The 25,373-nt window shown below is 61.8% G+C and carries 22 protein-coding genes; 7 read left to right on the top strand and 15 right to left on the bottom strand.

Annotation, left to right across the window (positions count from 1 at the left end; translation table 11 throughout):
- Nucleotides 1-2: 2 nt before the first annotated feature.
- The gene (locus NKI41_RS09190; RefSeq protein ID WP_352682609.1) at nt 3-1,358 is read right to left on the bottom strand and encodes an ABC transporter substrate-binding protein; all 1,356 of its coding nucleotides are present in this window, start codon (nt 1,356-1,358) and stop codon (nt 3-5) included.
- Nucleotides 1,359-1,431: 73 nt separating this feature from the next.
- Nucleotides 1,432-2,436 carry a LacI family DNA-binding transcriptional regulator gene (locus tag NKI41_RS09185; protein WP_352469815.1) on the bottom strand — a complete coding sequence of 335 codons (1,005 nt, stop codon included), beginning with the start codon at nt 2,434-2,436 and terminating at the stop codon, nt 1,432-1,434.
- 894 nt (nt 2,437-3,330) lie between these two features.
- Here NKI41_RS09185 and NKI41_RS09180 point away from each other — a divergent pair.
- Nucleotides 3,331-3,789, top strand: coding sequence for a hypothetical protein (locus NKI41_RS09180; RefSeq protein ID WP_352682607.1), 459 nt, complete (start codon nt 3,331-3,333; stop codon nt 3,787-3,789).
- A gap of 39 nt (nt 3,790-3,828) precedes the next feature.
- Here the strand turns inward: NKI41_RS09180 and NKI41_RS09175 are convergent, their stop codons facing one another.
- From NKI41_RS09175 to NKI41_RS09165, 3 genes are all read right to left on the bottom strand, one after another.
- Complete coding sequence (locus tag NKI41_RS09175; protein WP_352682605.1) at nt 3,829-4,503, bottom strand: LuxR C-terminal-related transcriptional regulator; 675 nt, start codon at nt 4,501-4,503, stop codon at nt 3,829-3,831.
- Nucleotides 4,500-5,942, bottom strand: a complete 1,443-nt coding sequence (locus tag NKI41_RS09170) for a sensor histidine kinase (protein WP_352682603.1) — start codon at nt 5,940-5,942, stop codon at nt 4,500-4,502. The genes NKI41_RS09175 and NKI41_RS09170 overlap by 4 nt, the downstream gene beginning before the upstream one ends.
- Nucleotides 5,943-6,090: 148 nt before the next feature.
- Nucleotides 6,091-7,608, bottom strand: coding sequence for a S10 family peptidase (locus tag NKI41_RS09165; protein WP_352469598.1), 1,518 nt, complete (start codon nt 7,606-7,608; stop codon nt 6,091-6,093).
- Nucleotides 7,609-7,886: 278 nt separating this feature from the next.
- On the opposite strand from NKI41_RS09165, the gene NKI41_RS09160 reads away from it, so the two are divergent.
- Nucleotides 7,887-8,384 carry a hypothetical protein gene (locus NKI41_RS09160; RefSeq protein WP_352682601.1) on the top strand — a complete coding sequence of 166 codons (498 nt, stop codon included), beginning with the start codon at nt 7,887-7,889 and terminating at the stop codon, nt 8,382-8,384.
- Between the two features lie 109 nt (nt 8,385-8,493).
- On the opposite strand, the gene NKI41_RS09155 is transcribed toward NKI41_RS09160, so the two are convergent.
- Together NKI41_RS09155 and oiaX are read right to left on the bottom strand one after the other, a co-directional pair.
- Nucleotides 8,494-9,828, bottom strand: a complete 1,335-nt coding sequence (locus NKI41_RS09155) for a four-carbon acid sugar kinase family protein (protein WP_352682599.1) — start codon at nt 9,826-9,828, stop codon at nt 8,494-8,496.
- A 4-nt stretch (nt 9,829-9,832) separates the two neighbouring features.
- A complete protein-coding gene (oiaX, locus tag NKI41_RS09150; RefSeq protein ID WP_352539313.1) occupies nt 9,833-11,095 on the bottom strand; it encodes a 3-oxo-isoapionate-4-phosphate decarboxylase OiaX in 1,263 nt (420 codons plus the stop codon).
- 181 nt (nt 11,096-11,276) lie between these two features.
- Here oiaX and NKI41_RS09145 point away from each other — a divergent pair, with 181 nt between their 5' ends.
- Nucleotides 11,277-11,990: a transcriptional regulator NanR gene (locus NKI41_RS09145; protein WP_352682597.1), complete on the top strand. Its 714-nt coding sequence runs from the start codon at nt 11,277-11,279 to the stop codon at nt 11,988-11,990.
- A 308-nt stretch (nt 11,991-12,298) separates the two neighbouring features.
- Nucleotides 12,299-13,267, top strand: coding sequence for a GlxA family transcriptional regulator (locus NKI41_RS09140; protein ID WP_352469593.1), 969 nt, complete (start codon nt 12,299-12,301; stop codon nt 13,265-13,267).
- A gap of 76 nt (nt 13,268-13,343) precedes the next feature.
- On the opposite strand, the gene apnL is transcribed toward NKI41_RS09140, so the two are convergent.
- From apnL to NKI41_RS09105, 7 genes are all read right to left on the bottom strand, one after another.
- The gene (apnL, locus tag NKI41_RS09135) at nt 13,344-15,251 is read right to left on the bottom strand and encodes a D-apionate lactonase (RefSeq protein ID WP_352682595.1); all 1,908 of its coding nucleotides are present in this window, start codon (nt 15,249-15,251) and stop codon (nt 13,344-13,346) included.
- Entirely contained in the window at nt 15,248-16,282 is a 1,035-nt protein-coding gene (locus NKI41_RS09130) for a Gfo/Idh/MocA family protein (RefSeq protein ID WP_352682593.1), read from the bottom strand. Before NKI41_RS09130 ends, apnL begins: the two co-directional genes overlap by 4 nt.
- A gap of 1 nt (nt 16,283) precedes the next feature.
- Nucleotides 16,284-17,348: an ABC transporter permease gene (locus NKI41_RS09125; RefSeq protein ID WP_352682590.1), complete on the bottom strand. Its 1,065-nt coding sequence runs from the start codon at nt 17,346-17,348 to the stop codon at nt 16,284-16,286.
- Nucleotides 17,345-18,889: a sugar ABC transporter ATP-binding protein gene (locus NKI41_RS09120; RefSeq protein ID WP_352469590.1), complete on the bottom strand. Its 1,545-nt coding sequence runs from the start codon at nt 18,887-18,889 to the stop codon at nt 17,345-17,347. The genes NKI41_RS09125 and NKI41_RS09120 overlap by 4 nt, the downstream gene beginning before the upstream one ends.
- Nucleotides 18,886-19,539, bottom strand: coding sequence for a DUF2291 family protein (locus NKI41_RS09115; protein ID WP_352682588.1), 654 nt, complete (start codon nt 19,537-19,539; stop codon nt 18,886-18,888). Before NKI41_RS09115 ends, NKI41_RS09120 begins: the two co-directional genes overlap by 4 nt.
- Nucleotides 19,540-19,652: 113 nt before the next feature.
- Complete coding sequence (locus NKI41_RS09110) at nt 19,653-20,594, bottom strand: D-ribose ABC transporter substrate-binding protein (RefSeq protein WP_352682586.1); 942 nt, start codon at nt 20,592-20,594, stop codon at nt 19,653-19,655.
- Between the two features lie 265 nt (nt 20,595-20,859).
- Complete coding sequence (locus tag NKI41_RS09105; protein WP_352469587.1) at nt 20,860-21,687, bottom strand: phosphogluconate dehydrogenase C-terminal domain-containing protein; 828 nt, start codon at nt 21,685-21,687, stop codon at nt 20,860-20,862.
- Between the two features lie 341 nt (nt 21,688-22,028).
- On the opposite strand from NKI41_RS09105, the gene NKI41_RS09100 reads away from it, so the two are divergent.
- The 3 genes from NKI41_RS09100 to NKI41_RS09090 all read left to right on the top strand — a co-directional run bounded on the left by NKI41_RS09100 (nt 22,029) and on the right by NKI41_RS09090 (nt 24,533).
- Nucleotides 22,029-22,703: a DUF2161 domain-containing phosphodiesterase gene (locus NKI41_RS09100; RefSeq protein ID WP_352682584.1), complete on the top strand. Its 675-nt coding sequence runs from the start codon at nt 22,029-22,031 to the stop codon at nt 22,701-22,703.
- Nucleotides 22,704-22,850: 147 nt separating this feature from the next.
- On the top strand, nt 22,851-23,276 hold the full coding sequence (locus tag NKI41_RS09095; RefSeq protein WP_352682582.1) for a hypothetical protein: 426 nt from the start codon (nt 22,851-22,853) through the stop codon (nt 23,274-23,276).
- A gap of 66 nt (nt 23,277-23,342) precedes the next feature.
- Nucleotides 23,343-24,533, top strand: coding sequence for an NADH-quinone oxidoreductase subunit D (locus tag NKI41_RS09090; protein ID WP_352501918.1), 1,191 nt, complete (start codon nt 23,343-23,345; stop codon nt 24,531-24,533).
- 286 nt (nt 24,534-24,819) lie between these two features.
- Here NKI41_RS09090 and NKI41_RS09085 read toward each other — a convergent pair whose 3' ends face one another.
- Nucleotides 24,820-25,251, bottom strand: a complete 432-nt coding sequence (locus NKI41_RS09085) for a hypothetical protein (RefSeq protein WP_023675469.1) — start codon at nt 25,249-25,251, stop codon at nt 24,820-24,822.
- Nucleotides 25,252-25,373: the final 122 nt, after the last annotated feature.

The raw sequence follows: 25,373 nt of genomic DNA, 5'->3' as shown, positions 1-25,373 counted from the left end.
GCCTAAAGGATCGGCGCGCCGGAATAGGAAGCGAGGAACGCATCGAGTTGCTGACTGGCCGTCGTCGCCGCCTGCTGGGCATCAACCCCGCCAAGCTGTGCCGACTGGATGGCGTCGGAGATGATCTTGTACGCCTCCGGCGGAACCCGCGGCTCGGCACGCGTTCCCGGGTGGATCTCCTTGGCGAAGGTGCCGAACTTGCCCGTGCTGAAGACATCGGCGCCGGCCTTCAGCGCGCTGTTGCGCGGCGGCATGTCGCTCTTGGCGACCGTGCACCAGTTGACGACACGGTCGATCGAGGCCTGGTCCATCGAGGCCAGCGCCCAGGCGCAGAACTGGGCGGAGGCATCCGGGTTCTTGCCCCCGGCATTGGCGACGAAGGCCCAGCCGCCGCCGACAGTGACGTATTTGCCATTGGCCGGCGTCGGCAATTTGAAGATGCCGTAGGGCACATCCTTGGCGTTGTTGTCCATCGCCGAAATGCCCCAGATGCCGCAGTTCTGCATGGCGCACAGCCCTGCCCCGAGATTGGCGACTATGTCGAAACCACCGCCGACCACTTGACGCGGCGCCACGCCGGTATTGATGGCATCCTGCCAGAGTTTCAGCGCCTGGACGGTGGCCGGCGAATCGAAGGCGCTCTTGCCGTCCTTGCCCTGGAATTCGCCGCCGCCCTGCCACAGGAACGGATACCAGGTGAAGTTCTGGTAATAGCCGGGAGTCGTTTCGAACAGCACGCCGTAGCGGCTGGGCGTCGTCAGCTTTTTGGCGACCGCCAACAGCTCGTCCCAGGTCTTCGGTACGTCGTTCTCGTTGAGCTTTGCATCCTCGAAGGCTTTGACCGAATAGTAGAAGGCCATCGGCTCGACTTCCATCGGCACACCGTAGATCTTGCCGTCCACCATGCGGTTGGCGATGACGCTTTCCGGGAAATCGGCTTGGGCGGCATCCTCGATATGCGGCGTCAGGTCGGCAAGCACGCCGCCATTGTAATAACGCAGGAAATCGCCGGGGCTGATGAGGAAGATGTCAGGACCCTCGCCCGACGCGAAGGCCGTTGCCAGCTTGGAACCGGAGATGTACTCGCTGTTGACGACATATTCGAGCTCGACCTTCTGGTCGTGGCCGTCGTTCCAGTCGGCCACCAGCTTCTCGAACCACTGGACCTGCGGCTTCACGTCTCCGCCAGGCGCATAGAACTGCCAGAATTTCAGCGGCGCTTCCTGAGCGCGCACGGCCATCCTGTTGATGAACGGGAAGCCTGTGAGGCCGGCGGCAGCGAAAGTGGCGCCGCCCTGGATCAGCCGACGGCGATTCAGGCTGGCCAATGGCCGGTCGCGGGTCGTTTTGTCAGTCATCAATTCCTCCCTTGGATGTTGTTCGGTCGAACGTTGGCGAAGGGACCTCCGTTCCCTTTGCCGGCATCTGGCGTCACGCGCTGTCGAATGGGCTCAACGCGCATGGGATCACTTCGGTGCGCGGCGCGCCCTCGACTTTGCCACCCAGCCGTTCGAGCAGCATTTCCGTGGCGCGCTTGGCAAGCATTGTCGGACTGTTGCCGACACAGGTCAGCTTCGGCCTGACATATTCCAGTTGAGGCAGGTCATCGAAGACTGCGATGGCGATATCCTGAGGGATATTGATCCCATGGTCGTAGAATTCGGTCAGCGCACCGGAGGCCATCAGATAATTGGCGAAGAACATCGCCGACGGCAGGTGTCCGCCGTGCTTCTCCCTGAGCCAGGTGACCGCTTCCCGCCCTGACGGGGCAAGATAGCTTCCCTCAAACCGCAGATCGGCGGAGATTGGCACGCCATTGTCGGCGAGCCCTTTTTCGAAACCGGCGGCACGCGCCATCGCCTCCTTGAAAAAGGATGGCCCGGTGACATGGGCGATGCGGCGATGGCCCCTCTTCGCCAGATACTCGCCCATCAGATAGCCGCCGCCGAAATCGTCCAGCTGGACGCTGTCGACAGCATGGTTCGGCAGATGGCCGATGAAGACGGCGGGCAGATCGAGGCTGAGCAGTTCGCTGTGCATGCCGTGCAGCGCGAAGTCGGCAACGATGACGCCGTCGACCCGCTTGCGCCCGATCTGGCGCAAATACTCGCGGCCGTGATCCTGTGAATGTCCGCCCGGCACGTCGGTGTTGAAGATCAGCATGTCGAGGCCGACCACTTCGAGCGTCGACTGCGCCGTTTTCACCAGCTCCGGATAGAACGGGTTGCGGATGTCCGGGATCAGCATCGCGATAATGTTGGTACGGCCGGTGCGCAGGCTCTGCGCCTGCGGGTTCGGGGTGTAGCCGAGTTCGTCGATCGCCGCTTGTACGCGCTCACGCAGCGATTTCGATACCCGGTCCGCATGGTTGATGACATGCGACACGGTCGTGCGCGACACGCCCGCTCGCGTGGCAACTTTGGAAATCGTGCTCATGGTGACAGGCTATGGGCACTTGAATGCATTTGCAAATCGATTTTACCGATGTCTCGCAAATTAGGGCCATCAGGCGATTATACAAATGCCAAAAGAAAAGGCCGGGTTGTTAAGCCCGGCCAAGTGTGAAGGTCTATAACCTCCAGAGGGGAACGCGCCGGACGCAATGGGAGGAGACATCCGACGCAATTCGCATATGGGTCTGCATTGGTGGCGTTTCAACGATGCGGCAGTAGACCAACGGCGTTGCTGCCATAGAGCCAGAAACGCAAAGCATTCGAAGGGGCGGTGGATCGCAGCTGCCAGTTGGACACAAAGGTCGCCGAATGCAGGGCGGGCTCCTGGCATAGGGACTTCAGTCTGTAAGCCTATCGACCAAGGACCCGCACAGCCAAACTTTGGTCCGAGGCTGCTATCGCAAAAGCCCGAAATGCGAGAGTTTCAGGAACTGAGTTCCGAGGAGCCCCGTTGCGATGCCGACTGTTACAGGAGGCCGCCATGGACCCGAGCATTCACCAGGCACGTTGGCTGCTTTTTCCGTTATTTGGCCTGTGTTTCGGGGTCGCGGCCATTGGATTTATTGTTGGCTGACGGTGGAAGTCGGCGCTACCGCGGAGAGACGCAACCAAAGGAAGGCAAAAGACTTGCGCAGTAAATAGTCCCTTCCTGCGCTAGCGAGACCCACCAGTTACCATCGTGGGACTGGTGGGTCTTGACGTTCCGGACGCAAACCATTGTTTTAAGCATCACACGAATTTCGAACAGGAGGCAGTACGACAGAGCCGTATGATTAAGGGGAGTTCCGACATGCGACTGACAAGTTCATTGATGACGACCCGGAAACGAAGGACCGGATCTTCACGAGGACGTCGTGTCGGCATTTCTGTAGTCGCCTTGACCTTCATTCTCGTCGTAAGCCCCTATCGCGTCTTGTTCGATGGATCATCGCAGCCACTCGGCCCGCAGGCTGTCTGGGCCAAAGATGGCGGGAACGGCAACGGCAATGGCGGGAACGGGAATGGGAACGGCAATTCGGGCAATTCGGGTGGAAACTCCGGCAATTCGAACTCGAATGCTGGTGCCGGCAAGGGCAAAGCAAAGTCGCAGGACGACAATCCCCCTGATCCCGCCCCTGCGGTAAACCCCGATAGCAAGCCAAAACTCTTTGTCAACGCATCCACAGGAGACCGGGTCGAGGTGAGCGGCCCGAGCATTGGCGTGGTGCATTCGAATGGACTCAGCGAACGCATCGACAGGGGCCAATACGAAATGCGGGACGCCAAGGGCCGCACCATCATTCGGCGCCTGGCGACGCGTTCCGATCGGGACAGGTTGCTTGAAATGATCGACTGAGGGCCAGTTCACATGGCCGCGCCGTGCGGCAATTTCGGCTCAAGCATGATCGCGAACAGGCGGATGCCGGTGCTCAGTCGCATCGCGCAAGGTCATGGCGGCTTCGGTCCTGTTGCTGACGTTGAGCTTGGCCAGGATTCGCGTCATGTGGTGCTTTATCGTCTTTTCATGCAGGTTCAGCCGAAGCCCGATCCGTTTGTTGCTCAGTCCCGCGGCAACCAGCGTCAGGATCTCCCTTTCACGGCTGGTGAGGTCGGCAAGTCCGTCAGCTTTCGCCGGCTCTTTTGATTGAGCTGACAGATCGGCCAACAGGCGCGCCGACAATTGTGGACAGACATATCGTTCGCCCGACGCTACCGTGCGCAGGATCGCAGCCAACGTCCTCGACCCGACCCCCTTCAGAACATAGCCCCTGGCCCCGCTCTGCAACGCGGTCATCACGTGCTGGTTTTCTTCCGAAACGGTCAGCATCACAATTTTCAGTGCCGGATGCCGCTCAAGGGCCGGTCCGATCACGCCAAGGCCACCTCCAGGAACCGAGATGTCCATCAGCAGAATGTCGGGCCGCTGGTCTTCGATTATCCGCAGGGCATCGTCTCTGCTGCTTCCTTCACCGACGATCTCGAACCCGCCGATCTGATCGAGCGTGCGCACAACGCCTTCCCTGAACAGCGGGTGGTCGTCGACGATGGCGAGCTTGATGGCTACTGTCATGTCTGCCCCATTTCAACGATGTTGAGGGCCATTCTTACGACTGTGCCACTCTGTGAGGAAGTCACGGTAAACTGGCCCCCGAGGCTTTCCACACGCTCGCGCAGCCCTACGAGTCCCAGCCTCTCGGGACGCACGATTTGCGGGTCAAAGCCGGCGCCGGCGTCGGCCACTTCGATACAAACGCGCTCGCCGTCGAAATGTTTCTCGACCGACTGACCTTCACCTCCGGCATGACGGAATCCATTGTTCAGCGCCTCCTGGACGAAGCGGAAGATGCAGATCTTGGCCGCCGGCGACAACGGCGCATGGCCGCCGGTCATCGATAGTGTCACTTTGACGCCGGTTCGTTCTTCGTGCGCCCGTACGGCAAGCTGGAGAATTTCACCCAGTTCGGCATGCTCGATATGCGGCAGGACAAGGCCCTTGCTGATGCTCCTGATCTCGCGCATGGCATCGTCCAGATGTGCTTTGATGGCCAGCAATTCCTGTGCACGCTTCGATTGCGGCGTAGCGGGATCGGCAATGACGGGGCTGTCGATCCCCAGCGCCGCGAGAGCAACCAATTGCGCCGGGCCATCGTGCAAGTCCGCACCGATGCGCCTGAGATAGCGTTCGTTAAGTGCGGTGGCACGCTGCGAGGCACGCTGCACCCGCAGCCTCAACAGTCTGTTTTGCGCAAGCAGATCGGAAAGCTCGGCAATGCGCTGCTTCAACGAGCGGCTCTGCGAACTGATCATGCGGCTGCCACGGAACACGATTGCCGACAGCCCGAGAAAGAAGGCCGCTGTGACGGCGGCAACGTCCAGCCAGGTTCGAATGAGTGCCTGATGCAGGTTTCTTTCAAAATCAGTGGCGACCTCGTAGAATTCTGAAACGGCCACCACTTCCCCCGACCATGGCTGCAGCACCGGATTGTAGATCTCGAGAAGATGCAAGCCGCTGGCCCTTTCGGCCTCGCTGTCCGGATCGTCGAGCTTGTCGAACTCCGAGACCATTTGGCCTGCGAATGCCGCCCGGAGATTGTCGCTGGGTTCAAAGCGCTTGCCGATCAATGTCTTGTCGGTCGAATACAGGATGGTTCCGTCGCGACGCCAGAGCTTGAAGGATTCGAGCCTTGTGCCGAGTGCCCCTTGTCCCAGCGTTTCATCGAGCGCATGGGCGACGCTCTCGTCGAGCACTTCGCTCTTGCGCATATCCGGAAGCAGCGGCGCGATAACGCTGTCCACGTAAAGAGCCGTCGCGGAAGCCGAATTCTGCGTGACCACGGTTTCTATATGGTTCGTGACGGAAATCCCGACCACCACCATGGCTGACAGGGAAAATAGACCGCCCGCGAGCAGGAACTGCGTTGCCAGCGACAGCGCATTCCAACGGTCAACAAGGCTTGTCAGCCTGTGTGGCTTGGTGTTCCGAATGGCCTGCTCGGCAGCACGCCGCACCAGTGGCGCGATTCTGGAGAGCCGGCTAATCCGTTGTCGAACGTCGCTGAAAGACGCCATCCTAGGTGTGTAACCGATCAATCGCGATGGAACTAGGGCCTGATGAGAGGGCGAACAGCGTATCCGGCGCTTTTTTGGGCAAACCGTCTCATTGCGTCGTTCGGTAAAGCTCGGACGCGGCCTGCTTCAGTGCCGCCCGTCCATCCGGCCTCAGATACATCATGTGCCCGCCCTCCAGCACCTCGGTGCGAATGGGCTTTGCGCCGGCAAGCGAAGGAATTTGACCAAGCAGGTAGCGCGAGCCCATGTACGGCGTCACCAGGTCGCTGTAGCCGTTGACGATCAGCACGCCGAGGCTGGGGTTTAGCACGCGCGCCTGTTGAAGGTCGTCCATGACACCCGCATAGCCCTGACGCGTCGCGCTCGTCCCATAGTCCCAATTGCCGCTGACTTCACGGTTGAGAAGCCGATAGCTGATATCCGTGCGGAAGTTCAATTCATCACGCACATAGCCGACGAAAGCGGAGGTGAGCGCCGGCACGCTTCGGTCGAGCACCGGATCGGGACCCTCGACTCCCAGGCTCTCTGGCGCCACGTCCGCTGTCGCGATGTTGCCGTCATAGGCGCTGAGAACATTGCCCTTTGCCCGTGCAAACTCCTTGGCGAACAGCCCTATGGGAATGCGTGCAAAGTGCCGCTGGACGAGATCGAGCGGCAGACCGGTGATTGCGGCGACACGCTGGCTCGCCAGGCGTCCACCCTGCTCCAGCCCACCGGCCAGCGCGGCCAGATAATCGCCGAGCGCATAGCGTTCGACTTCCGCCAGCCGCTCCTGCAGGGCCGGGCCGGAAACGCCTTCGCTGTGTAGGCGCACTGCCGCCAGCGACGGCAGTTCCAGCGCCCAGTGGAGCGGCTGGAACTCGTCCGGGCGCACCAGCGTGAATTCGAGCGCCGGCGAAATCAGCACGACACCACTCGGGCTGATGCCGATGTCTTCCTGAAGCTTCCTGGCGAGCAATGCTGCTCGAAAGCCGCCATAGCTTTCGCCAGCCAGGAAGACAGGCGATGCCGTACGGTTCGTCTGCGCCAGATAGAGTCGGATAAACGCGCCTATCGACGCGGCGTCCTGGCTGACGCCCCAGAAGCTGTGTGCTTCCGTGCCGGGCGCTTCACGGCTGTAACCGGTTCCGACAGGGTCCACAAAGACCAGGTCGGTCATGTCGAGCCAGGTGTCGGGGTTATCGAACAGCCTCTGCGGCGACGGCAGGAAACTTCCATCGGCCGCTGTCGCCAGAACCCGCGGACCGAGCGCGCCGAGATGGAGATAGGCGGAAGCTGCTCCCGGACCGCCATTGAACACGAAGGTGATCGGGCGACGCGGATCCGGTCCCGTTTCTTTCCCTGCGTGCAGAGCATAGGCGACATAGAAAATCTCGGCGGTGATATCGCCTTTGCCGGACGGCAATGACAGCGTACCGGCCTTGGCCTCGTAATCGAGCGTGCGTCCGGCAATGACGATCGAATGATCGGAAGTCTGCGGCGGTGGCAGGAGCGAGAGAACCCCGCCTGTGGGCGGCGGCCGCTGGGCCGTCTCCGCATGACCGAACCCAGTTCCGGCAACCAACAGCAGAAGAGCGAGGGCGATTTCTTGCAGCTTGATAGGCATGACGTCTCCGGAGCAATTGGCTGGAAACTAGCACACCGTCGGCCGAACCAAAGTCACAGCACCGTGCGCCAGTACATCTGACAAGAAGGGGTCGAATTTGGAAATCCAATGCCCAGGCGGAAGATAGGGCGCGAGGGTCACGGCGGCAGCCTAACCTCTTCCAGCAGATGCGTGCGGCGGAATGGCGGACCAACGACTTCGTGAATTTTCTGCCGGTTGACTCGATTGGCCCACTTCCTAGGTTGGCATTCGGGGCTCCCGTGCAATCCGAAGTTGGTATGACATCTTTCCACACCCGAAAGCTTGCCCTTCTCCTTCTATCGGCAAGCGCCACCATCCTGTCTTCCTGCGTCATGCCCGACGACACGTCGAGCACTGCGAAGGAAGACGCCACGGCGGCGGCAGCCCGCAGGGAGATGGTCGGCCTTAGCGAGGCGGACGTTCGAATGTGCGCCGGCTTTCCTACCGCCACTGCCGATGTCGGCAAATCCGGCCAGATCTGGACCTATCAGCGCGTCGTTCAACGCGGCAATCTCAACATTGTCGTTCCGACCGTGGCCATTGGCCCCGTCCCGGCGCTGGGGGGTTCCGTCAACGTCGCCCCCGGCGGCTATTGCAACACGCAAATTCGAATGGTTGACGGTCATGTTGCCGAGGTTGCCTACGCCGGCGACAACAACCTGCCGAACAACCGCGATGCGCTCTGTGTCAGCACGGTAGACGCCTGTGTCGCCTACGCCCGTCAGTATCATCCAGGCAGGACAATGGGCAGATAGCGGGATGAGTGGCATTGCCGCTGATCTGAACGCCTGAGATTTCTGGTTTGCCGGCTAGTATCCTCGATCCCGATCGAGCATCACCGATTTGACCTGACATTCCCCGCTCTCAACCGCCGACCCCATCGCGAATAGTGGAGAAATAGCGGTCGGTTCCGACCTGCCCGCCCTTGAGGGCAATTTCCAGCCCATCGATCGCCTTAATGCTTGAATGCGCCACACAAAGTGGCGAGCCCGGCGATGCCGGCAGCGGCATTCGCACAGTCAGCGCGTCGACGCCCATCTGGGCAAGTGCATGGCTCGACGTGTCGCCGCCGGCGATGACCACGCGCAGTAGCTTCTCTTGAAGCGTCAGTTCGCGGAGAACCTCGCCAAGGCCGTGGCCGAGCTTATGGCGGGCGCCTTCCCGGAGATCGATTTCTGCACCGCGGTCGGCCGCAGGCCCGAGCGCGGTGTAGAGGATGACGCTGCGCCCGGCCCGTAGGCTGGAGCGGCCGGTTGCCACCGCGCGCGCAATCGCGTCGTTCGAAGCCTCAGAAACCAGTTCGACTGGGTCGAGCTCGATCCCGTCGAAGCCGTCGGCCAGAGCATAACGGATCTGTCGTTCCGTCGTCGGCGAGCAGCTCCCCGAGACCACGGCGATCCTGTCGGCAGCGCCCGGCGGCGAAAAGGCGGATTTGGTATCCACGATCCGGTTCGCTGCCCATTCGACCAGCAAGGCATATTCGATGCCTGAAGAGCCGACGACGAAATAACCGCCCGGCTTGCGAGCGCGCCAAATCTCCTTGCCGGCAAGTGCCTGGGTTTCCAGGCTATCGACATCGACAAGCACAATACCTGAGCCATTCTCCACAAGCCGGTCGAATGCTTTCGACCGCGACGCAGACTGCAGCGTCGCCAGGTCGACCAGGCCCGAGGCGAGGCTGGTCTGGCGCGACAGATGGATCAGCAGGTCGGATTCGTCCATCGGCGTGGTCGGATGGCGGCTCATCACGGGATGGCGGTCGATGCGGAAATATTTTTCGCGATAGGCCGCGAACAGATGACCGAAGGCGGTGTAGCGCTTCAGCTGCGGCGCGCCGACCACCAGCGGCACGCCCTCTTGCCGGAAAACCGAGCGGCCGATTTCGATCGCCCGGCCGATGCTGCCGATTGCCGGGCTGGAATCGAAGGTCGAGCAGACCTTGTAGTGGCAGATCTCGGCGTTGACGGTCTTCAGCCAGGCGAAGGCATCTCGCAGATGCGTGTCCATCCACTGCGGCGTCTCGCTGCGGCTGGTGCCGGCCAGCCCAAGGGCGCGGCAATGCGCAAATTGCGAAAGCAGCGCCTCGTCCGGCTGGCGCATGAACAGGACGGTCGGCACGCCGCCGAGCTCGAGCGCCTCCATAACGTCGGTCGAGCCGGTCAGGTCATCGCCATAGTAACTCAGAAGCAGGTTTTGCATGGCGTCAGGCCGCCTCGCCGCCGCCGAACTTCTCGATCGACCGCGCCAGCTCGACATGGCTCAAAGCATAATCCGCCAACGAAATGTCCTGGACCGCCGCCTGCCAGGCCTGCTGCACGGCGCGCACGCCGGCGCCCGGCCCGTCCGGGTGGCTGACGATGCCACCGCCGCAGAGATAGAGAAGATCGACCGTCCGGCCGGTTCGCTGGAAGGTTTCAGGCGCCTGCCCGCCCCACTGGCCGGAGCCGGCGACCGGCAATGCGCAATCGGCCGGCGAAAAGATCGGCGTGGTCACCGCCTTGAAGGATTCGACGAAGGACCAGTCGGGTTCCCAGTATTTTGAGGCGATGCCGTTGATCTGGAACTGGTCGACGCCGAGCAGCCGCCAGAACTGCTGCCAGACCTTGAAATCCATGCCAAGGCCGGGATGACGGGTGAGAATGTCCCAGCCATTGCGGTGGGCATGGAGCACAAGGCTGGAGCGTTTTCGAAGGTAAGCCATGCCGCCGAAACCGATCGAATTGATATTGACCACCGCGCAATTGCCGCCGGCCTTTGCCACCAGATCGTGGTTTCGCATCATCTCGTCGGGATCGGCATGTGAAATGCCGAAGGCATACATGACCTTCTTACCGGTCTTCTGCTCGTGGTCGAGGATCAGCGGCATGATTGCCCTCACCCGCTCCGACAGCGGCGAATAGGCCGGGCTCATCAGCTTCTCGTCGTCCTTGATGAAGTCGACGCCGGCGGCAATCAGCTCCTGCACCATTGCGGCCGTCTCGGGCGGGCGGAGCCCCAGCGCCGGCTTGACGATGGTCCCGATGATCGGACGATCCGCGACACCGGTCAGCCTGCGGCTGCCCGTGACGCCGAATTGCGGGCCCGGATGCGCGCGCCGGTACTCCTCTGGTAGCCTCATGTCGACGACCCGGATACCGGACAGGCCCTTGATCGAAAAGGTGCCGCCGATGGTGATGGTCATCAACGCCGACAAGTCGGTACCGATGGCGTCCAGCGGAAACGCGATGTCGACGTCGGCGCGCTTGACCGGGCCGTTGCGCGCTTCGGGACCGGTTTCGGGAAGAGACGGCCGATCCGCATCCGGCAGATGCCGTATCGCCAGGACTCGCGCTGCGACCCTGGCCTTGAGCTCTTCGGTCTCGCCGGCCAGCGCGACGAAGGTTCCGGTCGACTGGTCGCTTGCGATCTTGGCCGCCAGCGCCTCGATATTGCCCGGCGTTTCGATGCGATAGGTGAGAACAATCATATTCGCGCGGCCTGCCGGGGTGGTTCGAAAAAGGTTCCTTGGCCCTTGAAATCTGGTATAATGAGTACATAAGCTTTGCAAGCCCTATCCGACTTGGCGGTAACGGCGAGCCGGCAGCAGGCGTTCCGGAATTCACGGCGGAAATGCTAGATAGGGGCGGTCAAAGGAGTGATTCGCGACGATGAACCGTTCGGAGCCGATCGTCCGGCGCAAGCTTTCCGACGAAGTATTCTTGAGACTGAAGCGCCTGATCACCAGCGGCGAATTGCTGCCGGGTGACGACATGCCGTCGGAGCGCGAATTGATGGAGCGCTTCGAGGTCGGCAGGCCGGCGATCCGCGAGGCAATGCAGGCGTTGAGCAATATGGGCCTCGTCGCGATCTCGCATGGCGAGCGGGCGAAAGTGCTGCAGCTGACCGCCAAGTCGATCATCAAACAGGTCGACGGCGCCGCCAAGATCATCCTGTCGTCGTCGAAGGACACGCTGGAGCACCTCAAGAACGCGCGTATCTTCTTCGAGCGCGGCATGGTCAGGGAAGCCGCGGAGAAGGCAACCGGCGAGGACGTGCAGCGGTTGCGGGCAACGGTTGCCGAGCAACGCAGCCATCGTGGCGACTCGGAAGCCTTTATATCCGCCGACATGAAATTCCACACCCAGATCGCGGCAATATCCGGCAACCCGATCTATGTCGCCGTCAGCGACGCAATGCTTGGCTGGCTAAAGGAATACCACACCGAAATGCTGATCTGGACCGGCAAGGAAAAGTTCACGCTGACCGAGCACGAAGAGATCATCGGACGCATCGAGGCCAAGGATGCGGATGGCGCCGAGAAGGCGATGATCAAGCACCTCGAACGCTCGCGTGCGCTTTACGTGATGAACTCCGGCAGCTGAAAATCAAGAGCAAGGTCCCGACCGCAGCGGCCGGCACCTTGCTCTCGGCCTACTGACTGACCACAGATCAGCCTGAGCCCGGACCGACGCAGTTTTCTGTTGCGTCTGAATCCGATGTATGTGTGTGCCGCGTGTTTTCATTCAACGATTTCGGCATTTGCATCTTCCCAGCCATGGATTTCCGCGGCCCGCTTTCGTCAGCAAGCCCGCATAGGCCCTCCTGGAGGCGCCCAGCTTGTTCTGGGACTGGCAATTCTTGCAAAGACTATGCTAGGCTTGCCACCCGAGAACGACACTGGAGTACCGCAATGGCTGACAGGGGCCTCCACGTTGTGATCTGGCTGCCGTCGAATTTCTATTCGGCCGTCGTCTCGACGCTCGTGGAAATGTTTCAGCTTGTGAATGACGTCTGCCGTTCGCAGGTTCTCTCCTGTGAGTTCGTTTCAAGGAGCGCGCCGTCGGCATCGAGCACCGGAATTTCCTTCCCGACAAAGGCTCAACCATCCCGGAAAATGGATGTCCTGATTCTCATTGCCATGCCGGGTGTCGAGATTCCGGAGCTTCTGCGCTCGCTCGACGAGGAGAGTGAGCATTCAAAACCGCTGATCGCGCTCGCGCAGCAGCAGGACGCAATCATCGCAGCACATTGCGGCGCGTGTTATCTGCTCGCCACTTCGGGATTGTTGGACGGCAAGCGCGCAACGATATCCTGGTGGCTGAAGAACGAGGCAAGCCGCCGGTTTCCGCAAGTGCGATGGGACGCTTCCCGCCTGCTCATTCGCCAGGACCGCCTTTACACATGTGGAGGCGGGTTTTCCGGACTCGAACTCGCCAGGGCTTTGCTGATCGATCTGGGCTTCGAGAAGGAAGAACGGATCATTCGAAAACTTCTGGTTCTTCCTCCGCCGCGCAAATTCCAGAGTCCCTACGAATTTCCTCTCGACAAAATTTCGAACGACGCCAGCCCATTCGAGAACAAGCTGCGCGAGCTCTCGAAAGACAAGATGTCAGAAATCGATTTGAAATTTCTTGCAACCGAATTGGCAATGTCTTCGCGAACCCTGTCTCGCAGGTTTTTCGACGAGCTCCAGACAACGCCGGGAAAATGGATCCAGGAAAGGCGGCTGGAGTTGGCAAGGTCCATGCTTGAGGAAACGAAACTGAGCGTCTCAGAAATCTGCTATCGGGTGGGATATCAGGACGTCGCTTCGTTCAGCCGTCTTTTTTCCAAGACAACTGGAATGGCACCAGGCGAGTTTCGAAAGCAAGTCCGGTGACAAGTCGGCAGCGGAAGTGCTGCGGCTACGGGCAACCGCTGCGGAACTGCGGCGATTCATGAACCCCGGCGTGACTTCAGCCAATCCGGACGATTGCGTAGGGCGTCATGACAAGACGGTCTCGGCCCGACGCGTCGCGCTGAATCTGGCGTGACGTTCGTCCATCCCAGATATTCAGAAAACCCTGATCGGAACCGAGCCCGGAAACATCGACTGGAAGGTCGTCCGGAGTAAGGTTCGCCAGCCAGACGATGATCTTGCCTGTCTGGGAGTGGCCGGCCAGTGCCAGCACCCGCGTCTCATCGGTCGTTGTCGCCGCCACATGCGCATGGCCGGCCAGATCGCAAAGTCCTTTCACCGCGTGGAAAATCGGCCGGGGTGTACCTTCTTTGACAGGTTCGCCCGACGAGGCCAGCACGCCGAGTGGTCCGGTGAAGCTGCAGAGCGTCAGCATTTCGAGCCCGGCCGGCGCGACGCGCGCCGCATAGCCGATCGTCCATGCGGCCCCGAACAGCCCGGCATGGCGAGGGTCGCGGTCGGCCATGGCAATGCGCTGATTGTCGGGATTGGCCTTGGTCGCGCCGCCATAAGGGTTCTGGCGCATGGCAATGGTCGACGGCCCGACCCGATAAGGTATTGTTCCGAAGATCGTTCGTACTGACGCCGTGATGAAAGGCAATGCTTCCAGCGATTGCATGACGCTGAGATCGTCGGCGGCGTGCACGATCGGGCAGGTGCAATGCGTGACGAAATCGAGCGGGTCGGCCGGCACACGCTTGCGATTGAGTTCGGTGAAATAGCTGAACATGCCGCCGCCGAGGCGGCTGTCGGGAAAGGAGCGCCGCGCCGCGGCGTAGACGTCTTCGAGCGGCGGGCAGTGCGGCCACGCGCTGCCCGGTGGCGTCGACTGCCGGTCGACCGAGGGCGAGACGGCAATGGCCGAAAGCTTGAGCCCGGCCTGGCGCACCCTGTCGGCGACGCCTGAAAGCTCGGCGTCGAGATCGCCGTCGCCGGCAATGACACATTCGAGCGTTGTCCGGACCGGATAGGCGGCGGCGAGCCGGGCGTAGGATCGCAAGGTGTCGAGCCCATGGCCACGCGTCGGGTCGTAGTGGAACATCAATTGCTGCGGACCAAGCTCGCACAGCATCGGCAGCTTGCCCAGCGCCGCCTCGACCTCATCCGGGTAGATGATCACGCCAACATCCGGCAGCGCCGGTCCGGCTTGGCCGAGCGTGACGCGAATTGGTTCCGCGATTGCCGCAGCGGCCGGCACTTTCCCGCGACCCTCTATCCGCAAACTAGTGGTCTGGCGGAAGGTCTTGCCGGCAGGCAGCACATAGGGCCATGGCAGCGCGAGCGGCCGGACATAGGTCTTGTAGGAGGCATCCGACCAGTTGCGCTGGTCCTCCATCTCGAAAATGTCGCCTTGCATCCGGCATTCGGCGGTGACGCCTGGCCGGACCTCATAGGTGATCGCCCGCAGATCCTTGAAAGGCTGCCAGGGTTCGATCAGCTCCGGAAGCCGCGTCGCGACCACGCTGCCATCGGTATGCTCGACCGTGACCGGGCTGCCGGCCAGCCCGGCAATTGGATGCAGGATGCAGAAGCCGCAGCGATTGGTCTCGAAATCGTTGTCGGGAAGAGCGCTCACGTCGAAGATCAGCTGGCCATCGGCCGAGCCCTTGATGGTCGCACGGAAGTCGAGCCGGCTTCCCTCTGGTCCGAAACAACCTGCCGAATAGCTGACGAAGAAAGCGTCATCGCCCTGGTCGATGATTAAATCGGTGAGCGCCGGCTCGTAGGTGCCCCAGTCGCGATCCCTGACGATGAAGGCGACGGCGCGCAGAACCTCGGTGCCGCCATGCCGGATGGTGCGCAGATTGCCGTTGACGAAGTCCGCCGTCAGCGCGCCGGCGCGCAGCCTGACCGGTTCGGCTTCAACGGCACGTGTGCCGTAGAGGAGGAAGGCGTCGGCTGTCATTTCAGCAAGGCGTCGAGTTGCACCGGCTCCCGGCTTGCGGCGCCAGCGTACGCAGCCTCGACCAGCGCTAGTGTCTTGAGGTTGTCCGCGCCCGAGGTCGCGGGCTCGGTTCCCTTGGTCAGGCAATCGACCCAATGCTTTTGAATGGCGACGACGCTTTCCTGGATGTTGTGCCACGGCCGTGATGCCCAGGCCAGCAGCGGTGGCGAGACGTCGCTCACGGCTGTCCCGCTCCTGCCGGTGACGGTGAGGCGGTAGCCCTGCGCTAGCCGGATCGTGCCGTCGCTGCCGTCGATCTCGATCAGCGTCTCCGGAAACGGCTCGGTAGCGAGCTTGCTCGCGTAGCTGCAGTCGACCACGGAAGTGGCGCCGCCCGTGTGGTCCATCAGCATCGTCGCAACGTCCTCGCCGGCAATGCCGGGATTGATGCGCGCCGTTCGCGCAGTGACGGTCGAGACGTCGCCCAGCAGGAAGCGGGCGATGTCGAGGATGTGGATACCCAGATCCTCGATGATGAAGCGCTTTCCCGTCGCCAGATAAGGCTGGCCGGAAAACACGTCATAGGCAGAGCGAAACGAGATCCGTCCGAAAAAGGGGGTGCCGATTTCGCCGCTGTCGAGCACGGTACGCACCGCCTGGATCGGAGACTGCCAGCGAAAATTCTCATGCACCATCAGCGGCACGCCGGCGTCAGCACAGGCCTTTACCATCGCCTTGGCGTCGGCAAGCGTCGGCGCAAACGGTTTTTGGCAGATTGCCGAAACGCCGTGCTGCGCCGCCATCTCCACGAGCATTCTGTGGCTTGGTGCGGTGGTGGCGATGTCGACGAAATCCAGCCTTTCGCCGGCAAACAGCGCCGCCGCGTCGGTATAGCGCCGTGCGACCCCGAACTGGTCGCCAATGATCCGTAGCCGGTCCGGATCGCGGTCGCAGATGGCGGTGATCGAGGCGCCCTCTATGTCGCGCCAGGCATGCATCTGGTTGATGGCAAAGAAGCCGCAGCCGATCAGCGCTCCACGCAGTTCCGCCATGTCAGCCGGCCTTTGCCATCTGCATCAGCGTGACACGGCTCTGCAGCCGGCGCTGTGCCTGGTCGACGACGACGGCGACGATGATGACGAGGCCCTTGATCACCATCTGCCAGAACGAACTCACTCCCATCATCACCAGCCCGTCCGAAAGGATGCCGATTACGAAGGCGCCGACAATGGTGCCGCCGATCGTGCCGCGACCGCCCGACATCGAGGTGCCGCCGAGCACCGCCGCGGCAATGGCGTTGAGCTCGAAGCTCTCTCCGGTCGCCGGATGCGAGGCCATTAGTTCGGACGAGATGATCAGCCCGACGATCGCCGCGCAGAAGCCGGAGAACATGTAGACGAACATCTTCACCATATTGACGCGGACGCCCGAAATCCGCGCCGCCCGTTCATTGCCACCAACCGCGAAGATGTGGCGGCCGAGCGGGGTGTATTTGGCGAGATAGGCCGCCCCTAGCGCAACGACGAGCAAAATCCAGAGCGCGACCGGCAGGCCGAGCAACCGGCCGGCGCCGAGAAAGCCGAATCCGGTGGTGCCGAGCTCCGGCTTGCCGACGAGATTGGGGAAAGTACGGCCGTCGGACGACAGCAGCGCCAGGCCGCGCGCGACATAGAGCACGCCGAGCGTGGCGATGAACGGCGCAACGTTGAGCCTGGTGATCAGCAAGCCGTTGACGGCGCCGATCAATATGCCGACGGCAAGCGTGATCAGCGCGATCTCCAAGACGTTGAAATAGATGATATAGCCGACCTGCAGGTCGATGCCGTTGAGCACGAGATAGCCGGCCACCATGCCGCACAGGCCGACGATCGAGCCGACCGACAGGTCGATGCCGCCGGTGATGATGACGAAGGTCATGCCCATTGCGAGGAATGCGTTCAGCGCCACATGCTTCGACATCAGGATAAGATTGGCGGCCGATAGGAAATTGGGGGCGGCTATCGAGAAGAATAACAGCACGGCGATCAGCGCGATGAACGTCCTCGCCTTCATCAGCGTCAGCAGGACCGAGCCGCCCGACATGGAGTTGACCGCCGCCTTGGCTGGGATGTCAGTCATGCGTCTTGCTCTCCGTGCGGGACCGGTCCGTGGCCGAAGGCGGAGGCAGCGACGAGTGCGGCCTCCGTCGCCTCGGCGCGGTCGAACATGCCGGTCAGTTTTCCATTGCTCATCACCGCGATGCGGTCGGACAACGCCATCACTTCGTCGAGATCGGAGGTGGCAAACAGAATCCCCAGGCCGTCGCGCGACAGCTTGCGCATGGTGCGGAACACGTCGGCCTTGGCGCCGACGTCGATGCCGCGGCTGGGCTCGTCCATCAACAGCACCTTCGGCCCGGTGAGCAGCGCCTTGCCGATCACCACCTTCTGCTGGTTGCCGCCTGACAGCGACGAGACTTCCTGCGCCGGATCGGCGACCTTGATCGCCAGTTCGCGCACCGTCCGGGCCACCGCCTGTCGTTCGGCGGCACCACGAATGTGGAACAGGCGCACGAACCGCGACAGGCTGGCCAGCGTCAGATTGCTGGCGACGGAGAGGATCGACACCAGCCCTTCGCGCTGGCGGTCTTCGGGGATCAGCGCCAGGCCGCGCCGGATGCGCCGCGTCGTGTCGCGCTCGTGCACTTTTTTGCCGGCAATGAATATCGTGCCCGTCGAATGGCCGTGGCGGCCCATGATGCAGTCGAACAGCTCGCTGCGTCCAGCGCCCATCAGGCCATAGATGCCGAGAATTTCGCCGGCGCGCAGCGACAGCGAGACGTGATCGACCGCAAGCCCGCCGGTGACGCGCGGCAGGCAGATGTCCTCGGCGCGGAATATTTCCTCGCCCGGCACATGGCCGTCGGCCTTGGCGAAGTCCTTGGCATCCGAGCCGATCATCTGCCGCACGATCCACTGGGTGTCGACGTCTTTCATCTCCGCCTGGCCGGTGATGCGGCCGTCGCGCAGCACCGTGATGGTGTCGCCGATGCGGATCAGTTCCTCGAGCCGGTGCGAGATGTAGACGATTGCCACGCCGCGTGCCTTGAGGTCGGCAATCACCTTGAACAGGATCTCGACTTCCGCCGCGCTGAGCGCCGAGGTCGGTTCATCCATGATCAGGATGCGCGCATCGAGCGAAACCGCCTTGGCGATCTCGACCAGCTGCTGCTGGCCGATGCGCAGATCCTCGACCAGCATGTCGGGCCGGATGCCGGCTTCCAGGCGTTCAAGGAACTCCGCCGCGCGGCGCTCCTGCTCCTTGCGGTCGATCTTGCGGAAGCGGTTGGTGATCTCGCGGGTGGCGAAAATATTTTCGGCGACAGTCAGATTGCCGAACAGATTCAGCTCCTGGAAAACCATGCCGATGCCGCGGCTCACGGCATCACCGGAAGACGAGAATGAAACCTCCTCGCCGTCCAGCAGGATGCGCCCGAGCGTCGGTTGCTCGACGCCGGCGATGATCTTCATCAGCGTCGATTTGCCGGCTCCGTTTTCGCCGACCAGCACGTTGACCGCGCCTTTGCGCACCTCGAAATTCGCCCGCTTGACCGCGACGGTGCCGGAATAGACTTTCGAGACGTCCTCCAGCTTCAGGATGACATCTTGATCGCCGCTCATGACTTCGGCCCGATCTTTGCCTCCGCCGGCGTCACCAGCGGCAGGTCCTGGCCACTGCCCGGCGTATAGGCGCCAAGTACCTCGACGCTGCGGCCCTCGAGTGCCTCGCGCGGCAGCTTGGAAAGCACGGTCTTGTCGGCATAGGCGTTGAAAGCCTTGCCGAACTGGGCGAAGTCGATCTGGTTGGTGAAATCGTTGAACTGGATGAAGTCGAGGCTGTCGCGTAGCGCGGTTCCGCGCATTGCGGGTCCGATCTGCACCCGCGCGTCCGCCTTGCCGTCGCCGTCGGCATCGACGTCCATCGTCGCCGCGCGTGACTGTGTGTTGGCTGCCACGACCTTGCCCTCGAGCCGAACGGCGAAGGTCCATGGCGAATTCGCCTGCTTCTTCGGGTTGCCGTATTTGGCGCCGGCAGCGGCGGGATCGGTCTTGGCCAAGGTGTGAACCTCGGCAAACGGCCCGGCCTTCTGCTGCAGATAGGGTATGACTTTCGCCGCCCAGATGTCCGCGACCATCTTGTCGGGATCGAATGCGGAGCCAGTGCCGCCGTTTTCCGCCGACGGCGTCGGCAGGATCTTGCAGGCGGTCAGGCTGCCTATTGCTGCGAGGAACAACGCGACAAGGATCGGCCGGGTCAGCGTGTTGAACATGTCGGCTCGTTCGGCATGGCGGTCAGGAGCACCCAGAGAAATGGAGGCAAGGGCGAAATGGAAGCAAGGGACGAACCGGAGGCTCGTCCCTTGCTGCTTGATGTTACGCCGGCTCAGTTGGTGAGCGCGAACGTCTCCAGCTTGGCGGCATTGTCGCCATTGACCAGGACGCAGTCCATCAACTGCTTTTCCTCGGCCGGAGACTTCTTGCTCTTGATGAAGTCGTTGGCCTGCTCGACCGCCATCTGCGCCTGCGCGAAGGCCGGCTGCAGGACTGTCGCCTTGATGCCGCCGGAGGTGATCGAGTCGCGCACGTCGTTCGACCCGTCGAAGCCGACGACGATGACGTCCTTGCGGCCGGCAGCGGCAAGTGCCGCATGAGCGCCCATCGCCATCGTGTCGTTGCCGGAGATCACGCCCTTGATATCGGGATTGGCCTGGAGGATCGATTCCATCTTTGAATAGGCCTCGGTCTGGCTCCAATTGGCCGACTGCTGCGCCACCATCTTCAGGTCCGGATAGTCGTCGATGACGTCGTGGTAACCCTTGGAGCGGATGCCGGCATTGGTGTCGGATTCCTTGCCGACGAGCTCGACGAAATTACCCTTCTCGCCCATCAGCTTGACGAATTCCTGCGCGCCGAGCTGGGCGCCCTGATAATTGTTGGAGACGATCTGCGCGACGGCAACGCCGGTGGCATTGATCTCGCGATCGATCAGGAAGGAAGGAACGCCTGCGTCCTTGGCCTTCTGCACCGCGGCGACGGTGGCGTCGGCGCCGGCATTGTCGAGGATGATCGCCTTGGCGCCGCGGCCAATCGCCGTGTCGATCAATTCGGACTGCTTGTTGGCGTCGTCGTCATGGACGAGCACCAACGCCTCGTAGCCGAGTTCCTTGGCCTTCGCCTCCGCGCCGACAGCTTCCGCCTTGAAGAACGGATTGTCATGCGAGGGCGTGATGATGGCGATCAAATCCGCCGCATAGGCGGGTGCGGCGGTGCCAAGCGCCAGCATGCCGGCAAAAGCCGCAAGCGTCATTCTGCGTGTCAGTCTCATGTATTCCTCCCGTTGAAAATCCGTGCCTTATCCCAAGGCTATATGCATTCGATTTCGTTAGCCGGCCGTAGGCGGCGGGTCGCGTCAGATTCACAAGCCCTTGGCCGGCTTCACCTCGACGGATCGCTCCCCCTATCCTCCACTCATCCAGCGCCTGATCCTGCTGCGAAGCTTGACGGTCCGATCCATCGAACAGCTAAGCCAACTGGTATAATGAGTCAATGACAATTTCAGGTGACATGTTCCGGAGAACGCGTCGCTGCCCTCAAGTGATGCGCTGAATGCTCGCGGCAATCTCCTCCGGCTCGAACACCCGCTTCCAGTCGTCGCGCATCAGCACCGGCTTGCCGAACTCTATCGCCTTGTTGCAGGCGTCGGAGAACACGCCTTTGGTCTCGCCGAAGATGACGGCGCCAAGCACGTTCATATGACCAAGCAGGAAGTCGAGCGCCGCCTGCTTGTCGACCCCGCGCGCCACCACCTCGTCAACGGCCTCCTTCATGACGACGAGCAGCGAAGCGCATACCGTTTCCGAAAGGCCGGGCTCGAGCAGCGCCATCTGATCGACGGTGACGCGATGCGAGCGCATGACCGGGGCCCAGATGATCTTGGCGATCGCCTCACCCTTGGCGAAATCTTCCTCGGGTCCCTGCATCAAGGCGCTGACCATGTGTTGCTTGGCCTTGACGCCGCCGAAATAGTCCTTCTTCGCCGCCATGTCGGTCTCGTCGTTGAAGATCGGCGGATGGCACGGGTGGGTGACGAAATACGTCAGGTCCGGCCGCTTCGGCAAATGCCCGGCGAAAGGTGCCGCGGCGTCGAGCACGACGACCATCGTGCCTGATGCAAGCTTGCTTTCGATGTTCGCCGCGACCTTGCCGATATGCGTGTCCGGCACCGCCAGGATCACCACATCGGCGCCATCAAGCGCCTCATCGGCGCTGACGGCATCGATGCCGAGGCCCGACTTAAGCCGCTCGCGGCCGGCGTCGCTGACCTCGACATGGCGTATCGTATAGGGAGATCCGCGAAAATTGGTCGACAGACGGTAACCCATTTTGCCGCCCGCACCAAACAGCGCAATCGTTGTCATGTGTCCGTTACTCCTGAATTCCAACGATGGCCCTGCCGATCGTCATCCCATTGACTTGTATGCACATTGCCGCCGGTTGGCGGATTAGAGAACGCAGGGGAGCCGCCGCTCAAATGACGATGCCATGGACGATGTCTCGGGCGCCCGGATGTCCAGCACAGCGCAGCTACGCGGAGCATGCTATCTCAGGTACACATTATACCAGCATACCAAATTGGCAAGCGGCCATGGCACGGCTCTGACCACTTGTTTGGCCGTCGTTTACCTCCTGTTCAACGGCAAGGAGCGATCATCGCGCTGAACCGCCGATCGGCGGGATGATTCGCAGCCGACAAAGGCCCATGCTCGAAACGTCACTCTACAGCCCGGTCAAGGCCTTCCTGGAAGGCCTGGGTTTCATGGTCAAGGGCGAGATCGGCGGCTGCGATCTGCTGGCGCTGAGTGCCGACTCTCCACCGATCGTCGTCATCTGCGAGCTGAAGCTGAAGTTCAACCTCGAACTGGTCCTCCAGGGCGTCGACCGTATGGCGGCGAGCGACGAGGTCTGGCTAGCGGCATGCATGTCGGCCCGTGGCAAGGGCCGTGAGAGCGATGTGAGATACCGCAATCTCTGCCGTCGGCTCGGCTTTGGCCTGCTTGGCGTGCGACCGAACGGCGAAGTTCAGGTGCTGCTTAGCCCGACGGCATTGGCTCCGCGTCGGGATCCCCGGCGCCGCTCGAAGCTAATTGACGAACATCGGCGTCGGCAGGGAGATCCTGTCGCCGGCGGCGGCTCGCGTGCGCCGATCATGACCGCCTATCGCCAGCAGGCACTGGCATGCGCCGCAGCACTCGCCGACGGCCCAAAGCGGCCGCGTGACTTGAAGCCCAACCTGCCGAACGCGCCCAAGATTCTGCTGCACAATGTGTATCGCTGGTTCGCACGCACCGATCGCGGGATCTACGAACTGACCGCCCAGGGCCATGAGGCGTTGCAGCGCTGGCCGCAGCCCGATCGCACCCACACCGCTGCCTGAAACAGGCAACGCCGGATTTCGCGCCCTGCTTTCCGCGACAATCACGGCTTCCGGCAAGACATCACCTCGCTCACGGAACCATATTTCGACACGATGGTTTTGTCGTCACCGAATTGATCGTCCGCTAAGCAAACGGAAGGAACGGCCATGCGCCTATCGACGACAATTGCCACACTTTCGGCACTGGCCCTTGCCTCGCCGGTCTATGCGCAATCCGTGGGACCAGGACTTGCCCCTGTCCCGCCGACGGCCCCGCAAACCCTGCCAGAGCAAGCCACGCCCGAAGGGACCACTCCCGATCAGGCTACACCTGACCAAGCCTTCTCCGCCCAGAATTTCACCGCTGTGACAATCGTGGCGATGGAGGATCTGCCTCCTGAAATCAAGGCACAGGCGGAGGCCGTCGTCACCCAGACCAGCGCCGAGGATTTGCGCATCCTGCAAAGTTCGATCGATGCATCGCCGCAGGCGGCATCGGCGCTGGCGGCGAACGGGCTTAATTCCACGCAGGTCGTCGCAGCCAATATCGACGGCGACGGCACGCTGACGCTGATCATCCAGACGACGACGTGAGCGGCTGAAAGCGGACAAGCCGGCTCCGGCACGGAACCAAAGCCGGCTTGATCGCGGAGGACTGTCATGGCCGAGGCTGCAGTTCGCAACTTCACCATCAATTTCGGGCCACAACATCCCTCCGCTCACGGCGTCCTGCGGCTGGTGCTTGAACTCGACGGCGAGATCGTGGAACGCGCCGATCCCCATATCGGCCTGCTGCATCGCGGCACCGAAAAGCTCATCGAGTACAAGAACTACCTGCAGGCCTTGCCCTATTTCGACCGGCTCGACTACGTCGCGCCGATGAACCAGGAGCATGCATTCTGTCTCGCCGCCGAGAAGCTCCTCGAAATATCGGTTCCGAAACGCGGACAGCTCATCCGCGTGCTTTTCTGCGAAATAGGCCGGCTGTTATCGCACCTCCTCAACGTCACCACGCAAGCCATGGACATCGGCGCGCTGACGCCGCCGCTCTGGGGTTTCGCCGAGCGCGAGAAGCTGATGGTCTTTTATGAGCGCGCGTCCGGCGCCCGCATGCACGCGAATTATTTCAGGGTCGGCGGCGTGCATCAGGATCTGCCGCCGGAACTCCTAGACGACATCTGGAAGTTCTGTGATCCGTTCCTCAAGGTCTGCGACAATCTCGAAGAGCTGTTGACCGAGAACCGCATCTTCAAGCAGCGCAATGTCGATGTCGGGGTGATCGGCCTCGATGATGCCTGGGCCTGGGGCTTTTCCGGCGTGATGGTGCGCGGATCGGGCGCGTCCTGGGACCTGCGCAAGGCGCAGCCATACGAATGCTATTCGGAGATGGATTTCGATATCCCAGTCGGCAAGCATGGCGACTGCTACGACCGCTATCTCGTCCGCATGGAGGAAATGCGCCAGTCGGTCCGGATCATGCGGCAATGTCTGGAAAAGTTGCGCTCACCAGAAGGCCAGGGACCGGTCGCGATTCCGAGCCACAAGATCACGCCGCCGCCGCGTGCCACGATGAAGCGCTCGATGGAAGCGACAATCCACCACTTCAAACTTTATACCGAAGGCATTCGCGTGCCGAGCGGTGAAGTCTATGCCGCCGTCGAGGCGCCGAAGGGTGAATTCGGCGTCTACCTCGTGTCGGACGGGGGCAACGTTCCCTACCGATGCAAGATCCGCGCACCTTCCTTCGCCCACCTGCAAGCGATGGATTTCCTGTCCCGAGGCCATATGATCGCCGATGTTGCCGCGATCATCGGCTCGCTCGACATCGTGTTCGGAGAAATCGATCGCTAGTTTAGCCAGGTCGCAGGATCTTCCCCGATCGCAGGATCATTCGTCGTTAGTAGCCGCGCAGGCAGGCCTGGACGGCGCTCGACCGCCGGTCAGACGAAGGCTCTCACCTGTGGCGGGCCAGCTCAAATTCTCACATCAAAGACGGACGCATGGCCGCGACAAGGCGCAGCCAAGCGTCGAGGAGTTTCACAATCTGCGCGGCCCGACGGCGCACGAGCCCTTCCAAGTTCGGAAGCGCTCTCCACGGCGCGGAAAGAACGCGTGTTCCGCCGTTCCTCGTACCGCCTCAATGCACGATCAAGCCCTTCATCCAGGCAACAAATCTGTTGCCGCGAACTATCCCGCGCACCCTGGCAGCGGCCCATCTCGCTTGCATCGTAGCGCCGACATGGCAATGGCAGACGATTTGGTGCAACTGCCGGTCGCTCAGTTCGAAGAAGCGCTTTGCCTCACCATAGGTATCATCGCTGAGGCCCATGGCACGCAGAACCGGATCCTCGAAGGCGACAGTGAGCGGCGTCCCAGCGCCACGCGATCTGTCGCGCGCTTCCCTGTTCATATATTCGGTGCCTGGAAGCGCCCCAAGGCATCGCGTCGGGTTTTGTTCGAGAAGTTCCGCCCAACGTTCAATCCGCTGGGTTCGAGTCATCGCCGGATACGCCGCGAAGGACTCAACTTCCGCGACGGCCTGCAGTTGGTCGAGTGTTTGATGTTTCATGGTCGGCTCCTGTCGACAGGTGAATTCGCCCACGCCTATATGAGCAATTATCGCGCCATGGAGCGCTGACAAGGCCGGACCGCCGCAACATGAGGCGTACGGATCACCTGCCCGGTGAAGCG

The organism is Mesorhizobium sp. M0601 (genome assembly GCF_040320845.1).
Taxonomy (GTDB): domain Bacteria; phylum Pseudomonadota; class Alphaproteobacteria; order Rhizobiales; family Rhizobiaceae; genus Mesorhizobium.
The sequence above is the reverse complement of the archived record's forward strand: the minus strand, read 5'-3'. Positions and strand labels throughout refer to the sequence as shown.

Coding starts and splice junctions, on each gene's coding strand:
- NKI41_RS09190 (WP_352682609.1), bottom strand. CDS start 1,358: ATGACTGACAAAACGACCCGCGACCGGCCATTGGCCAGCCTGAATCGC.
- NKI41_RS09185 (WP_352469815.1), bottom strand. CDS start 2,436: ATGAGCACGATTTCCAAAGTTGCCACGCGAGCGGGCGTGTCGCGCACG.
- NKI41_RS09175 (WP_352682605.1), bottom strand. CDS start 4,503: ATGACAGTAGCCATCAAGCTCGCCATCGTCGACGACCACCCGCTGTTC.
- NKI41_RS09165 (WP_352469598.1), bottom strand. CDS start 7,608: ATGCCTATCAAGCTGCAAGAAATCGCCCTCGCTCTTCTGCTGTTGGTT.
- NKI41_RS09160 (WP_352682601.1), top strand. CDS start 7,887: ATGACATCTTTCCACACCCGAAAGCTTGCCCTTCTCCTTCTATCGGCA.
- NKI41_RS09155 (WP_352682599.1), bottom strand. CDS start 9,828: ATGCAAAACCTGCTTCTGAGTTACTATGGCGATGACCTGACCGGCTCG.
- oiaX (WP_352539313.1), bottom strand. CDS start 11,095: ATGATTGTTCTCACCTATCGCATCGAAACGCCGGGCAATATCGAGGCG.
- NKI41_RS09145 (WP_352682597.1), top strand. CDS start 11,277: ATGAACCGTTCGGAGCCGATCGTCCGGCGCAAGCTTTCCGACGAAGTA.
- NKI41_RS09140 (WP_352469593.1), top strand. CDS start 12,299: ATGGCTGACAGGGGCCTCCACGTTGTGATCTGGCTGCCGTCGAATTTC.
- apnL (WP_352682595.1), bottom strand. CDS start 15,251: ATGACAGCCGACGCCTTCCTCCTCTACGGCACACGTGCCGTTGAAGCC.
- NKI41_RS09130 (WP_352682593.1), bottom strand. CDS start 16,282: ATGGCGGAACTGCGTGGAGCGCTGATCGGCTGCGGCTTCTTTGCCATC.
- NKI41_RS09125 (WP_352682590.1), bottom strand. CDS start 17,348: ATGACTGACATCCCAGCCAAGGCGGCGGTCAACTCCATGTCGGGCGGC.
- NKI41_RS09120 (WP_352469590.1), bottom strand. CDS start 18,889: ATGAGCGGCGATCAAGATGTCATCCTGAAGCTGGAGGACGTCTCGAAA.
- NKI41_RS09115 (WP_352682588.1), bottom strand. CDS start 19,539: ATGTTCAACACGCTGACCCGGCCGATCCTTGTCGCGTTGTTCCTCGCA.
- NKI41_RS09110 (WP_352682586.1), bottom strand. CDS start 20,594: ATGAGACTGACACGCAGAATGACGCTTGCGGCTTTTGCCGGCATGCTG.
- NKI41_RS09105 (WP_352469587.1), bottom strand. CDS start 21,687: ATGACAACGATTGCGCTGTTTGGTGCGGGCGGCAAAATGGGTTACCGT.
- NKI41_RS09100 (WP_352682584.1), top strand. CDS start 22,029: ATGCTCGAAACGTCACTCTACAGCCCGGTCAAGGCCTTCCTGGAAGGC.
- NKI41_RS09095 (WP_352682582.1), top strand. CDS start 22,851: ATGCGCCTATCGACGACAATTGCCACACTTTCGGCACTGGCCCTTGCC.
- NKI41_RS09090 (WP_352501918.1), top strand. CDS start 23,343: ATGGCCGAGGCTGCAGTTCGCAACTTCACCATCAATTTCGGGCCACAA.
- NKI41_RS09085 (WP_023675469.1), bottom strand. CDS start 25,251: ATGAAACATCAAACACTCGACCAACTGCAGGCCGTCGCGGAAGTTGAG.